This is a genomic window from Pseudomonas sp. H3_E07, from assembly GCF_054668895.1.
This window is the reverse complement of the sequence record NZ_CP162795.1, coordinates 2,737,298-2,749,918: the sequence shown is the minus strand read 5'-3', so window position 1 is coordinate 2,749,918 and position 12,621 is coordinate 2,737,298. Positions and strand designations below refer to the sequence as shown.

12 protein-coding genes are annotated in these 12,621 nt (G+C 62.3%); 5 read left to right on the top strand and 7 right to left on the bottom strand.

Annotated elements, in window-relative coordinates; translation table 11 throughout:
• Positions 1-2: 2 nt before the first annotated feature.
• From trkA to def, 4 genes are all read right to left on the bottom strand, one after another.
• A complete protein-coding gene (trkA, locus tag AB4O08_RS12445) occupies positions 3-1,376 on the bottom strand; it encodes a Trk system potassium transporter TrkA (RefSeq protein WP_010207735.1) in 1,374 nt (457 codons plus the stop codon).
• A 21-nt stretch (positions 1,377-1,397) separates the two neighbouring features.
• Positions 1,398-2,708 carry a 16S rRNA (cytosine(967)-C(5))-methyltransferase RsmB gene (rsmB, locus tag AB4O08_RS12440; protein WP_460114159.1) on the bottom strand — a complete coding sequence of 437 codons (1,311 nt, stop codon included), beginning with the start codon at positions 2,706-2,708 and terminating at the stop codon, positions 1,398-1,400.
• The gene (gene fmt, locus AB4O08_RS12435) at positions 2,705-3,658 is read right to left on the bottom strand and encodes a methionyl-tRNA formyltransferase (protein WP_010207737.1); all 954 of its coding nucleotides are present in this window, start codon (positions 3,656-3,658) and stop codon (positions 2,705-2,707) included. The genes rsmB and fmt overlap by 4 nt, the downstream gene beginning before the upstream one ends.
• A gap of 69 nt (positions 3,659-3,727) precedes the next feature.
• A complete protein-coding gene (gene def, locus AB4O08_RS12430; RefSeq protein WP_010207739.1) occupies positions 3,728-4,234 on the bottom strand; it encodes a peptide deformylase in 507 nt (168 codons plus the stop codon).
• Positions 4,235-4,369: 135 nt separating this feature from the next.
• On the opposite strand from def, the gene AB4O08_RS12425 reads away from it, so the two are divergent.
• The 3 genes from AB4O08_RS12425 (at position 4,370) to AB4O08_RS12415 (ending at position 6,916) form a co-directional block, all read left to right on the top strand.
• Positions 4,370-5,146, top strand: coding sequence for a peptidoglycan-binding protein (locus AB4O08_RS12425; protein ID WP_460114158.1), 777 nt, complete (start codon positions 4,370-4,372; stop codon positions 5,144-5,146).
• Between the two features lie 63 nt (positions 5,147-5,209).
• On the top strand, positions 5,210-6,304 hold the full coding sequence (gene dprA / locus AB4O08_RS12420; RefSeq protein WP_021491424.1) for a DNA-processing protein DprA: 1,095 nt from the start codon (positions 5,210-5,212) through the stop codon (positions 6,302-6,304).
• 54 nt (positions 6,305-6,358) lie between these two features.
• Complete coding sequence (locus tag AB4O08_RS12415; protein ID WP_010207742.1) at positions 6,359-6,916, top strand: L-threonylcarbamoyladenylate synthase type 1 TsaC; 558 nt, start codon at positions 6,359-6,361, stop codon at positions 6,914-6,916.
• 130 nt (positions 6,917-7,046) lie between these two features.
• Here AB4O08_RS12415 and AB4O08_RS12410 read toward each other — a convergent pair whose 3' ends face one another.
• A complete protein-coding gene (locus tag AB4O08_RS12410) occupies positions 7,047-8,024 on the bottom strand; it encodes a quinone oxidoreductase family protein (RefSeq protein WP_021491423.1) in 978 nt (325 codons plus the stop codon).
• A 159-nt stretch (positions 8,025-8,183) separates the two neighbouring features.
• Here AB4O08_RS12410 and hemF point away from each other — a divergent pair, with 159 nt between their 5' ends.
• Complete coding sequence (gene hemF / locus AB4O08_RS12405) at positions 8,184-9,116, top strand: oxygen-dependent coproporphyrinogen oxidase (RefSeq protein WP_010207746.1); 933 nt, start codon at positions 8,184-8,186, stop codon at positions 9,114-9,116.
• On the top strand, positions 9,116-9,934 hold the full coding sequence (gene aroE, locus AB4O08_RS12400) for a shikimate dehydrogenase (RefSeq protein WP_010207747.1): 819 nt from the start codon (positions 9,116-9,118) through the stop codon (positions 9,932-9,934). The genes hemF and aroE overlap by 1 nt, the downstream gene beginning before the upstream one ends.
• A 36-nt stretch (positions 9,935-9,970) precedes the next feature.
• On the opposite strand, the gene AB4O08_RS12395 is transcribed toward aroE, so the two are convergent.
• Together AB4O08_RS12395 and choX are read right to left on the bottom strand one after the other, a co-directional pair.
• Entirely contained in the window at positions 9,971-11,563 is a 1,593-nt protein-coding gene (locus AB4O08_RS12395) for a SulP family inorganic anion transporter (protein ID WP_021491421.1), read from the bottom strand.
• A 133-nt stretch (positions 11,564-11,696) separates the two neighbouring features.
• Positions 11,697-12,611 (bottom strand): choline ABC transporter substrate-binding protein, encoded by a 915-nt coding sequence (choX, locus tag AB4O08_RS12390; protein WP_010207749.1) that lies wholly within the window; start codon positions 12,609-12,611, stop codon positions 11,697-11,699.
• Between the last annotated feature and the right edge of the window lie 10 nt (positions 12,612-12,621).

The window sequence follows — 12,621 nt, the reverse complement described above, 5'->3', positions numbered from 1 at the left end:
GATCAGAAAAAGCTCAGGCCCACGTGGAACAGTTTCTCCACATCGCGGATATGTTTCTTGTCCACCAGGAACAGGATCACATGGTCCCCGGTTTCGATCACTGTATCGTCGTGGGCAATGATCACTTCTTCGTCACGAATGATCGCGCCAATGGTGGTGCCCGGCGGCAAGCCGATATCGCGGATGGCCTTGCCGATCACTTTGCTCGACTTTGAGTCACCATGGGCAATCGCCTCGATGGCTTCCGCCGCACCCCGGCGCAGGGAGTGCACGCTGACGATATCGCCACGGCGCACGTGGGCCAGCAAGGTGCCGATGGTGGCCAACTGGGGGCTGATGGCGATGTCGATATCGCCGCCCTGGATCAGGTCCACATAAGCCGGGTTGTTGATGATGGTCATCACCTTCTTCGCCCCCAGCCGCTTGGCCAGCAGGGAAGACATAATGTTGGCTTCGTCATCATTGGTGAGGGCCAGGAAAATGTCGGCGTCGGCGATATTCTCTTCCATCAGCAGGTCGCGGTCCGAGGCACTGCCCTGGAGTACGACCGTGCTGTCGAGGGTGTCGGACAAATGCCGGCAGCGTGCCGGGCTCATCTCGATGATCTTCACCTGGTAGCGGCTTTCGATGGCTTCGGCCAAACGCTCGCCGATTTGCCCGCCGCCGGCGATGACGATGCGTTTGTAGGTCTCGTCGAGGCGGCGCATTTCGCTCATGACTGCACGAATATTCGCTTTGGCAGCGATGAAAAACACTTCGTCGTCGGCCTCGATCACCGTATCGCCCTGGGGCAGGATCGGACGGTCACGCCGGAAAATCGCCGCTACGCGGGTTTCCACATTCGGCATGTGCTCACGCAACTGGCGCAGCTGCTGGCCCACCAGCGGGCCGCCGTAATAGGCCTTCACCGCGACCAGCTGCGCCTTGCCGCCGGCGAAGTCGATCACCTGCAGGGCGCCCGGAATTTCGATCAAGCGCTTGATGTAGTGGGTGACCACTTGTTCCGGGCTGATCAGCACGTCGACGGGAATCGCGTCGTTGTCGAACAGCCCGGCGCGGGTCAGGTAGGCCGCTTCGCGCACACGGGCGATTTTGGTCGGGGTGTGGAACAGAGTATGGGCAACCTGGCAGGCGACCATGTTGGTTTCGTCGCTGTTGGTCACGGCCACCAGCATGTCTGCGTCGTCGGCACCGGCCTGGCGCAGCACTGTCGGGAACGACGCGCGGCCTTGTACGGTGCGGATGTCGAGGCGGTCGCCAAGGTTGCGCAGACGCTCGCTGTCAGTGTCGACCACGGTGATGTCGTTGGCTTCGCTGGCCAAATGTTCAGCCAGCGTGCCGCCGACCTGCCCTGCCCCAAGGATGATGATTTTCATCCGGTCACTCCCTTAAATCATTCAGCCGCGCGCGGCGGCGATCTTGATCAGTTTGGCGTAGTAGAAGCCATCGTGTCCGCCTTCTTGCGCAAGCAATTGGCGGCCGTGGGGCTGCCTGATGCCGGCCGTGGTGGCGAGGTTCAGCTCCCGCGCGCCGCTGGTGCGGGCGAGGAAGGCTTCGATCACCTCGGTGTTCTCTGTCGGCAAGGTCGAACAGGTGGCGTAGAGCAGGATGCCGCCGACTTCCAGGGTGGGCCACAGGGCGTCGAGCAACTCGCCCTGCAGCACGGCCAAGGCGGCGATGTCGTCGGGTTGGCGGGTGAGCTTGATGTCCGGGTGGCGGCGGATCACGCCTGTGGCGGAGCACGGCGCATCGAGCAGGATGCGCTGGAACGGTTTGCCGTCCCACCACGTGGCGGTGTCACGACCGTCGGCCGCGATCAGCTCGGCGCTGAGGCCCAGGCGAGCCAGGTTCTCGCGCACGCGCACCAGGCGCTTGGCTTCCAGGTCGACGGCAACTACACCGGCCAGGTCTTTTTCGACTTCCAGGATGTGACACGTCTTACCGCCCGGCGCGCAGCAGGCGTCGAGTACGCGTTGGCCCGGTGCAAGGTCGAGCAGGTCGGCAGCCAGTTGCGCGGCTTCGTCCTGCACGCTGATCCAGCCCTCGGCAAATCCCGGCAGGCTGCGCACATCAGTGGCGGCTTCGAGCACGATGCCGTCGACGCTGTACACGCACGGCGTGGCGCCGATACCTGCGTCGGTGAGCAATTGCAGGTAGGCGTCACGGCTGTGATGACGACGGTTGACCCGCAGGATCATCGGCGGGTGCGCATTGTTCGCTGCGCAAATGGCTTCCCATTGCTCCGGCCAGAACGCCTTCAGGGACTTTTGCAGCCAGCGCGGGTGGGCGGTGCGCACCACCGGGTCGTGCTCCAGTTCAGCCAGCAGTGCTTCGCTTTCGCGCTGGGCGCGGCGCAGCACGGCGTTGAGCAGGGCCTTGGCCCAGGGTTTTTTCAGCTTGTCGGCGCAACCGACCGTTTCGCCGATAGCGGCGTGGGCGGGCACGCGGGTGTAGAGCAGTTGATAGAGGCCGACCAGCAGCAGCGCCTCGACATCCGCGTCGGCCGCCTTGAACGGCTTCTGCAGCAACGTGGCTGCCAGCGCCGACAAGCGTGGTTGCCAGCGCGCTGTGCCAAAGGCCAGGTCCTGGGTAAAACCGCGATCGCGGTCTTCGACCTTGTCCAGTTGGGTGGGCAACGAACTGTTCAACGACGCCTTGCCGCTGAGGACGGCGGCGAGAGCCTTGGCGGCGGCCAGACGTGGGTTCATTGGGCTACCACCCCAAGGACCGTGCCCAAGGCAAATTTCTCACGGCGGCTGTTGAACAAATCGCTGAAATTGAGCGCCTTGCCACCGGGTAATTGCAGACGGGTCAGACACAACGCCTGTTCACCGCAGGCGACCACTAGGCCGTCCTTGCTGGCGCCGATGATTTCACCGGGCGCGCCTTTGCCTTCGGCCAGGGTCGCGGCCAGCACTTTCAAGGCTTCGCCGTTGAGCGTGCTGTGGCAGATCGGCCATGGGTTGAAGGCGCGCACCAGGCGTTCAAGCTCCACGGCCGGGCGGCGCCAGTCGATGCGCGCTTCGTCTTTGTTCAGTTTGTGGGCGTAGGTGGCCAGGCTGTCGTCCTGCACGTCGCCTTGCAGGGTGCCAGCAGCCAGACCGGCGATGGCCTGGATTACAGCCGGTGGGCCCAGCTCGGCAAGGCGGTCGTGCAGGCTGCCGCCGGTGTCTTGGGCGGTGATCGGGGTGGTGACTTTCAGCAGCATCGGGCCGGTGTCCAGGCCTGCTTCCATGCGCATCACGGTCACGCCGCTTTCGCTGTCGCCGGCTTCCACGGCGCGCTGGATCGGCGCCGCACCGCGCCAGCGAGGCAGCAGCGAGGCGTGGCTGTTGATGCAGCCCAGACGGGGGATATCCAGCACGACTTGCGGCAGGATCAAGCCATAGGCCACTACTACCAACAGGTCCGGCTTCAGCGCCGCCAGTTCTGCCTGGGCTTCGGCGTTGCGTAGGGTCGGCGGTTGCAGCACAGGGATGTCGTGTTCCAGCGCCAGCTGTTTGACCGGGCTCGGCATCAGTTTTTGCCCACGACCGGCCGGGCGATCCGGCTGGGTGTATACCGCGACGATGTCATAAGGGCTGGCAAGCAGGGCCTTGAGGTGTTCGGCGGCAAATTCAGGAGTGCCGGCAAAAACTATGCGCAGTGGCTCGGTCATGGGAGGTCTCGGTTAAAAGCAGTCACAAAAGAAAAAGGCTTGCCGCAGCAAGCCTTTGGAAGGAGGGCATCAAGCTTGCTGGCGATGCTTTTTTTCCAGCTTCTTCTTGATCCGGTCGCGCTTGAGCGTGGACAGGTAATCGACAAACAGCTTGCCGTTGAGGTGGTCGCATTCGTGCTGGATGCACACCGCCAGCAGGCCTTCGGCAATCAGCTCGAACGGCTTGCCGTCGCGGTCCAGGGCCTTGATCTTCACGCGCAGCGGGCGCTCGACGTTCTCGTAGAACTCCGGCACAGAAAGGCAGCCTTCCTGGTATTCGCCCATCTCGTCGGTCAGCGGTTCGAACTCCGGGTTGATGTACACCTTCGGTTCGCTGCGATCTTCCGACAGGTCCATGACCACGACGCGCAGGTGCACGTTGACCTGGGTCGCGGCGAGGCCGATACCCGGGGCTTCATACATTGTTTCAAACATGTCATCGACCAACTGACGAACCTTGTCGTCAACTACGGCCACCGGTTTGGCGATCGTGCGCAGGCGCGAGTCGGGGAATTCGAGGATGTTCAAAATAGCCATAAGCGTAATTGCTGCACATGTGAGGTAGAGGCAAATCGGCGTTGGGATGGACCCACACGACCGGTGTGAAACCCTTAAAAGCCGCTAAGGCCCAGGCATTTCACGCGAACGCACATAATAAAGGAGATTCACCCTATGAGGAAATCGCTACTCGTCTTGCTACTGTGGGCCCCGTTTTCCATGGCCCTGCTACCCCAGCCCATCCAGCGTCTGGACCCACCGACACAACACGCTATCCAGCGCTTCCTGCTGCATAACCGCATTCTCGATACACCCCAGGACCTGGACAACGCGCCCTACATCGTCGCTGCCGATGCTGGCCGCGTGCTCGGCGCCAATGGCGAGCGGGTCCACGCCAGGGGCGACCTGGAGCCTTCCCAGCCGAATTACGGCATATTCCGACGTGGCAAGGTCTACACCGACCCGCAGACCCGAGAGCTATTGGGGATCAACGCCGACGACATTGGCACCGCCCGTTTCGTCACGGCGGGCGACCTCACCACCCTCGTTGTGCAGCGTGTCACCCAGGAGGTGCGTCCCGGTGACCGCTTGCTGCGTGCGCAAACACCCGTCGACCCGGCAGCGTTTGCCGTCACGCCAGCAGCGCGCTTTATCAAAGGGCAGATCATCGATATCCCCAAGGGCGTGACCCAGATCGGCGTGCTGGATGCCGTAACCCTGAATAAAGGCCGTCGTGACGGCCTGGTCGAAGGCCAGCTGCTCAGCGTAATCAAGGCTGGCGCCACGGTACGCGACAGTCTGACGGGCACGTCGACCCAACTCCCTGATGAACGCGCGGGCACCCTGCTGGTCTTTCGCACCTACGAAAAACTCAGTTACGGCCTGGTCCTCAATGCCTCACGGCCCCTGGCCGTAATGGACCGTTTCGAGACTGCCCATCAAACACAATAAATAGCCTGCTAAATAAGTTACCAACAGAGTTATCCACAGCTTGTTCCGGTCAAGGATGATCAGATGTATCCGACAAAAAACCACGAAATATCCCCCTCAGAACTGGAAGCGCGTCTACGCTTGCACAGGCTGCCGGAACTGGGTCCGAAGCGTTTTCGCTTGTTGATCGAGGCGTTCGGCTCTGCCTCAAAAGCCATCAGTGCGCCTGCCAGTGCCTGGCGTTCGCTCGGGTTGCCTTCCATCAGCGCCGATGCCCGACGCAGTCATGAAATCCGCGACGGTGCGAGCGACGCATTGGCCTGGCTGGCGCGTCCGGCCCAGCAATTGCTGATGTGGGACCAGCCGGACTACCCCGCACTGCTTGCCCAGATCGATGATGCGCCGCCACTGTTATTCGTAGCCGGTGACCCTTCGATCCTGGAAAAACCGCAACTGGCGATAGTCGGCAGTCGTCGTGCATCGCGCCCCGGCATGGACACGGCGGCAGCGTTTTCACGCAGTCTGGCGAGCGCCGGTTTTGTCATCACCAGCGGCCTTGCGCTGGGCATTGACGGTGCAGCCCATCAGGCGGCATTGGATGTGGGCGGCCAGACAATCGGCGTGCTCGGCACGGGGCTTGAAAATTTTTATCCACAGCGCCACCGGCGGCTGGCGGCGGCGATGATTGACCAAGGCAGCGCCGTGGTTTCCGAGTTCCCCCTGGACGCGCCGCCCCAAGCGGGTAACTTCCCCCGACGCAATCGGATCATCAGCGGGCTGTCCCTGGGGGTGTTGGTGGTGGAAGCCAGCATGGCCAGCGGTTCGCTGATTACCGCGAAACTGGCGGCCGAGCAGGGGCGCGAGGTGTATGCGATTCCAGGCTCAATCCATCATCCCGGCGCCAAGGGCTGTCACCAGTTGATCCGCGATGGCGCGGTGCTAGTGGAAACTATCGAGCACATCCTGGAAGGGTTGCGTGGCTGGCAGGCATTGTCTCGTCCGGCGCCGATGCCGGTGGTCCACCCGCTGGTGGCGCTGCTGCACGCGGCGCCCCACACCAGTGAAGCCCTGGCGATTGCCAGCGCAAGGCCGTTGTCCCAAGTGCTGGCGACCCTGACGGAGCTTGAGCTGGAAGGCCAGGTCATCTGCGAGAGCGGGCGCTGGCTTGCGCGCCGCTAGGTTTTGTAAAGAAGATCGGTAAACTGAGCAGAGCTTTAGTCTGGAGAGTGAACAATGGTCAACCGGTGGCGTGTGCTGGAAACCGCACGAGAAATTCGCGCAGGCGCGGTGATTGCCTATCCAACCGAAGCGGTTTGGGGCTTGGGCTGCGACCCGTGGAACGAAGAAGCAGTGGACCGTTTGCTCGCCATCAAGAACCGTTCGGTGGACAAGGGCCTGATCCTGGTGGCGGACAACATCCGTCAGTTCGACTTTCTGTTCGAAGATTTCCCACAGGACTGGATCGACCGCATGGCCAGTACCTGGCCAGGGCCGAATACTTGGTTGGTGCCCCATCAGGACTTGTTGCCGGAATGGGTCACGGGGGTGCACGACACCGTGGCGCTGCGGGTGACTGACCATCCGCTGGTGCGGGACCTGTGTTCGCTGGTAGGGCCGCTGATTTCCACATCGGCCAACCCGCAGGGCCGTCCGGCGGCGCGCTCGCGGATTCGCGTGGAGCAATACTTCCGTGGCCAGGTGGACCTGGTGTTGGGTGGCGCCCTGGGTGGGCGCAAGAACCCGAGCCTGATTCGTGATCTGGTGACGGGTGAGGTGGTGCGGCCCTCCTGAGACCGAGTCGTGGCCTTCGCGAGCAAGCCCGCTCCCCCGTTCGATCGAGTTCCTCCAGTGGGAATCCGATCAACATCTGGGAGCGGGCTTGCTCGCGAAGAGGCCTCACTGACCCCGGAGAGCTGTAGCCTTATGGCAGGAGAATGGTCGAACCGGTAGTCCGCCGCCCCGACAACTCGGTCTGCGCTTTGGCCGCATCCGCCAGCGCATACCGCTGGTTGATATCAATGCGCACCTTGCCGCTCTTGATCATCGAGAACAAGTCATCCGCCATCGCCTGCAGGTTCTGTGGGTTGTTGGCGTAGGTCGCCAGGGTCGGCCGAGTGACGTAGAGCGAGCCCTTGGCTGACAGAATCCCCAGGTTCACCCCATCCACCGCGCCCGACGCATTACCGAAACTTACCACCAGCCCACGCGGCGCCACGCTGTCCAACGAGGTCAACCAGGTGTCCTTGCCGACGCCGTCATACACCACCGGTACCTTTTTACCGTCGGTCAATTCCAGCACGCGCTGTGCGACGTTTTCCTTGCTGTAGTCGATGGTTTCCCAGGCGCCGAGGGATTTGGCCAGGGCGGCTTTTTCCGGCGAGCTCACGGTACCGATCAACTTCACACCCAGGGCCTTGGCCCATTGGCAGGCCAGCGAGCCCACACCACCGGCAGCGGCGTGGAACAGGATGGTTTCACCGGCCTTCACTGCATAGGTCTGGCGCAGCAGGTACTGCACGGTCAGGCCCTTGAGCATGGCGCCGGCAGCTTGTTCGAAGCTGATCTCGTCCGGCAGATGCACCAGATTGGCGGCGGGCAGCACGTGCAGTTGGCTGTAGGCACCCAATGGACCACTGCCGTAGGCCACACGGTCGCCAACCTTGAATTGGGTGACTTCGCTGCCGACCGCATCGACCACGCCCGCGCCTTCTGCGCCCAAGCCCGATGGCAGGGCTGGCGGCGCGTACAGACCGCTGCGGAAATAGGTGTCGATGAAGTTCAGGCCGATCGCCTCGTTACGCACGCGCACTTGCTGCGGGCCAGGCTCCGCTGGGGTGTAGTCCACATACTCAAGCACTTCGGGGCCGCCATGGGCGCTGAACTGGATACGTTTTGCCATCTGCCTTCTCCTTGGGTCGAACTCGCGTAGCCGCCTATCGAACTCCTAAGCTTGATCTTCGTCAACTGCGGCGCAACCGGGTGCAGTGGTATCCTGTGCGCCCATTTGCCGCCGACGCCCAATGGCCTCGCGTAGCTTTGCCCGATTCAAGGTGATGCCATGACTACCCGCACCGAGGCTGTAAAGGCCTACCTGCTTGACCTGCAAGACCGCATTTGCAGCGCCCTGGAAACCTTCGAGACGGACACTCGCTTTATCGAAGACGCCTGGACCCGGCCTGCCGGCGGCGGCGGTCGCACCCGTGTGATCGAAAACGGTTCGGTGATCGAAAAAGGCGGCGTCAACTTTTCCCACGTGTTTGGCAGCGGTCTGCCACCGTCCGCCAGCGCGCATCGGCCTGAGCTGGCCGGTCGTGGCTTTGAGGCCCTGGGTGTGTCGCTGGTGATCCACCCGCACAACCCCCACGTACCGACGTCCCACGCCAACGTGCGCTTTTTCATCGCTGAAAAAGAAGGCGAAGAACCGGTGTGGTGGTTCGGCGGCGGCTTCGACCTGACGCCTTACTACGGCAACGAAGACGATTGCATCCACTGGCACCGCGTGGCCGAACAGGCCTGTGCGCCGTTCGGGCCGGACGTGTATTCGCGCTACAAAGCCTGGTGCGACACCTACTTCCACATCAAGCACCGCAACGAACCGCGCGGTATTGGCGGCCTGTTCTTTGACGACCTGAACGAGTGGGACTTTGACACCTGCTTCGCCTTCATCCGCGCCATCGGTGACGCCTACATCGACGCCTACCTGCCGATCGTGCAGCGCCGCAAGTCCACCGCGTACACTGAGCAGCAGCGCGAATTCCAGGAATTCCGCCGCGGCCGCTACGTTGAATTCAACCTGGTCTACGACCGTGGCACCTTGTTCGGCCTGCAATCGGGCGGGCGCACCGAGTCGATCCTGATGTCGCTGCCGCCGCAAGTGCGCTGGAGCTACGACTGGAAGGCCGAAGCCGGCAGCGAAGAAGCGCGTCTCACCGACTACTTCCTGCAAGACCGTGACTGGCTGGGCCTTGCCGCGCCCAAGGCGGCTGTCTGATGGACCGCTATGTCGTGTTCGGCAACCCCATCGGCCACAGCAAGTCGCCGCTGATCCACCGGATGTTCGCCGAGCAGACGGGCGAGCAACTGGACTACAGCACCCTGCTGGCGCCATTGGAGGATTTCTCCGGCTGTGCTCGTGAGTTTTTTCAACAGGGTCGTGGCGCCAACGTCACTGTGCCGTTCAAGGAAGACGCTTACCGCCTGGCCAACAGCCTCACCGAACGCGCTCAACGTGCGGGTGCGGTGAACACCCTGAGCAAGCTGGCCGACGGCAGCCTGCTGGGCGATAACACTGACGGCGCCGGCCTGGTGCGCGACCTCACGGTCAATGCCGGCCTGAACCTGCAAGGCAAGCGCATCCTGTTGCTGGGCGCCGGCGGCGCGGTGCGCGGCGCATTGGAACCGTTGCTGGCCGAACAGCCTGCTTCGCTGATCATCGCCAACCGCACCGTGGAAAAGGCCGAAATGCTCGCCGAGTTGTTCGACGATCTGGGCCCGGTGTCCGCCAGTGGTTTCGACTGGCTGCGTGAGCCGGTGGATGTGATCATCAACGCCACGTCCGCCAGCCTGTCAGGCGATGTACCGCCGATTGCCAGCAGCCTGATCGAACCGGGCAAGACGTTTTGCTACGACATGATGTACGCCAAGGAACCGACCGCGTTCTGCCGCTGGGCCACTGAGCATGGCGCATCCGTGGCGATGGATGGCCTGGGCATGCTGGTGGAGCAGGCGGCGGAAGCCTTCTACTTGTGGCGCGGTGTGCGTCCGGATTCTGCGCCGGTGCTGGCTGAGCTGCGCCGGCAGTTGGCTTGACGCTATTTGAGGTGGGCACGTCCAGCTCCCACAGCGTTAAGGGTGTTCAGTCTTGGCAATGGATGCTTGGAAATGGATGGGGCAATTGTCGGCCCCTTCCAGCTTCCTCAACTCCTCCACCACCTGCGGCCTGGCCCGGCGCAGCGTCAGACTGCGTCCCAACCCACGCAAGCGCCGCGCCTCCTGGTGCAGCATCTCCACCCCGGAATAGTCGATAAAGTTGATCTGCTGCGCCTCGATCACCACCCGTTTGCCCTGCAGGCTTTGCAGGCGCACTTGCAGGTAGTGGCTGGCGCCGAAAAAGATCGAACCGCCCACGCGCAGCACGTCCTCATCGCCATCGCGCCATTGCTGGACACGTGGCTGCGAAGTGCGCTTGAGGTAGAAAAACAGTGACGCCAGCACCCCGGCGTAAATCGCTGTTTGCAGCTCCAGCAGCAAGGTGGCGACGCAGGTCAGGCTCATCACCACAAACTCGGCGCGACTGACGCGGAATAACGCCCGAATACCGCGACGGTCCACCAGCCCCCAACTGATAAGCAAGATGCTCGCCGCCATGCTCGGGATCGGAATATGGGCGATCAGCGCCGCGCCAAACAGTGCAAACAGCGCCACCCATAAGGCAGAAAACACGCCAGCCAACGGCGAACAGGCGCCCGCCTCATAACTGAGGCCGGAGCGGGTAAAGGAGCCGGCTGACAGATACCCGGAGAAAAATCCGCCCACGATGTTGGAAAAACCCTGCGCACGGATTTCCTGGTTGGCATCGAGCAATTGCTGCGAGCGCGCTGACAGTGAACGGGCAATCGACAGGCTGGTGACCAGCCCCAGCATGCCCACCGCCACGGCGCTCGGCAGCAGACGCAGGATCACGTCCAGGTCCATTGGCAACGGGCTGAACGGCGGCAGCTTGCCGATAAAGGAACTGACCAGCGCCACATGCCCGAACATTGCCGGCCACAACCAGGTGACCAGGCTGCCCAGCGTCAGGGCGATCAACAGGGTCGGCCAGCGCGGTACGAGGTATTTGAGCAACGCACCCACCAGCAAGGTACCGAGCCCGAGAATGACGGACGCAGGGTCCCATTCGCCGCTGTGATGGATCAGTGTCAGCAGGTTGTTGATCGCCGTGGCCTGGCTCGGCAAATCCAGCCCCAGCAGATTGGGCAGTTGCCCGAGCGCAATCACCACAGCGGCTCCCAGGGTGAACCCGAGCACCACTGAATGGGAGACAAAATTCACCAGCGCACCAAAGCGCAGCATGCCCAGCAGCCACTGGAAAACACCGGCGAGAAAGGTGAGCAACAGGATCAGGGTGATGTAGTCCTGCGACCCCGGCACGGCCAGCGGGCTGACGCTGGCATAGAGCACAATGGAAATCGCCGCTGTGGGGCCGCAGATCAAATGCCAGGAGGAACCCCAGAGGCAGGCGATCAGCACCGGGATGATCGCGGCGTACAGGCCGTATTCGGGTGGGAGGCCGGCGATCAGCGCGTAGGCAATAGACTGTGGCAAGGCGAGCACTGCGCCGCTGAGGCCCACCATCGCATCTCGGCCGACGCTGGCGCGGGTCTGGCGCGGGAGCCAGGCGAGGAAGGGGAAAAGTGTATGGCGGTTGGGCCAGGGCATCGGACTGCTCTAAATACTGTAGGAGCTGGCTTGCCAGCGAAGGTGGGTAACGATAACGCGGGTTGTGTGAAAAAACGCGGCGTTTTCGAGGGCTTCGCCAGCGAGCCGGCTCCTACAAGGGGTTGTGTATCGTTCAGAGTTTGGCTTTTACAGCGGCCAGCGCGTCCTTGCCATCCACGGTCTTCACGCCCTCCAGCCATTTATCCAACACCGCCGGATTAGCTTTGATCCAAGCTTTCGCCGCATCGGCATTGCTGACCTTGTTGTTGGCCACCTCGGCCATGATGCTGTTTTCCATTTCCTGGGTAAAACTCAGGTTGGTCAGCAGTTTTCCAACATTCGGGCAGGCCTGTGCGTAGCCCTTGCGGGTCAAGGTATACACGCTGCCGGTGTCACCAAAATATTTCTCGCCGCCTTTGAGGTAGCGCATTTTCAACTGCACGTTCATCGGATGCGGCGTCCAGCCGAGGAAGGTCACGAATTTCTGCTTCTTAACGGCCCGCGATACTTCGGCGAGCATCGCCTGTTCACTGGACTCCACCAGTTTCCACTGGCCCAGCTCGAAGTCGTTCTTCTTGATGATTTCCTGCAGGGAGATATTCGCCGGCGCGCCGGAGCCGATGCCGTAGATCTTCTTGTCGAACTTGTCGGCATAGTGGTTCAAGTCGGCAAAGTCATGCACCCCGGCATCCCATACGTAGTCGGGCACGGCGAGGGTGAACTCGGTGCCGTCGAGGTTTTTCGCCAGTTGAACCACGTCGCCATTGGCCACGAACTTGTCATAGAAGCCCTGCTGCGCCGGCATCCAGTTGCCCAGGAACACATCCACCTGGCCGTCCTTGAGCCCGCCAAAGGTGATCGGCACCGCCAGGGTGTCGACTTTGGGTTTGTAGCCCATGCCCGTCAGCAGAAAACCGGTGATGGCATTGGTGGCCGCGATATCGCTCCAGCCCGGATCGGCCATCTTTACCGTTTCACAACTGGCGTCGGCGTAAACATTGGCGCTTCCCAGCGCCAAGAGCCCCAGCATCACAGTTAACTTTTGCATGGCCTTCCCT

Bases quoted from the DNA above. Each gene is read 5' to 3' on its own strand.
- def (WP_010207739.1), bottom strand. From the start codon at position 4,234: ATGGCTATTTTGAACATCCTCGAATTCCCCGACTCGCGCCTGCGCACG.
- AB4O08_RS12425 (WP_460114158.1), top strand. From the start codon at position 4,370: ATGAGGAAATCGCTACTCGTCTTGCTACTGTGGGCCCCGTTTTCCATG.
- hemF (WP_010207746.1), top strand. From the start codon at position 8,184: ATGACTACCCGCACCGAGGCTGTAAAGGCCTACCTGCTTGACCTGCAA.
- fmt (WP_010207737.1), bottom strand. From the start codon at position 3,658: ATGACCGAGCCACTGCGCATAGTTTTTGCCGGCACTCCTGAATTTGCC.
- AB4O08_RS12415 (WP_010207742.1), top strand. From the start codon at position 6,359: ATGGTCAACCGGTGGCGTGTGCTGGAAACCGCACGAGAAATTCGCGCA.
- dprA (WP_021491424.1), top strand. From the start codon at position 5,210: ATGTATCCGACAAAAAACCACGAAATATCCCCCTCAGAACTGGAAGCG.
- AB4O08_RS12410 (WP_021491423.1), bottom strand. From the start codon at position 8,024: ATGGCAAAACGTATCCAGTTCAGCGCCCATGGCGGCCCCGAAGTGCTT.
- aroE (WP_010207747.1), top strand. From the start codon at position 9,116: ATGGACCGCTATGTCGTGTTCGGCAACCCCATCGGCCACAGCAAGTCG.
- trkA (WP_010207735.1), bottom strand. From the start codon at position 1,376: ATGAAAATCATCATCCTTGGGGCAGGGCAGGTCGGCGGCACGCTGGCT.
- rsmB (WP_460114159.1), bottom strand. From the start codon at position 2,708: ATGAACCCACGTCTGGCCGCCGCCAAGGCTCTCGCCGCCGTCCTCAGC.
- AB4O08_RS12395 (WP_021491421.1), bottom strand. From the start codon at position 11,563: ATGCCCTGGCCCAACCGCCATACACTTTTCCCCTTCCTCGCCTGGCTC.
- choX (WP_010207749.1), bottom strand. From the start codon at position 12,611: ATGCAAAAGTTAACTGTGATGCTGGGGCTCTTGGCGCTGGGAAGCGCC.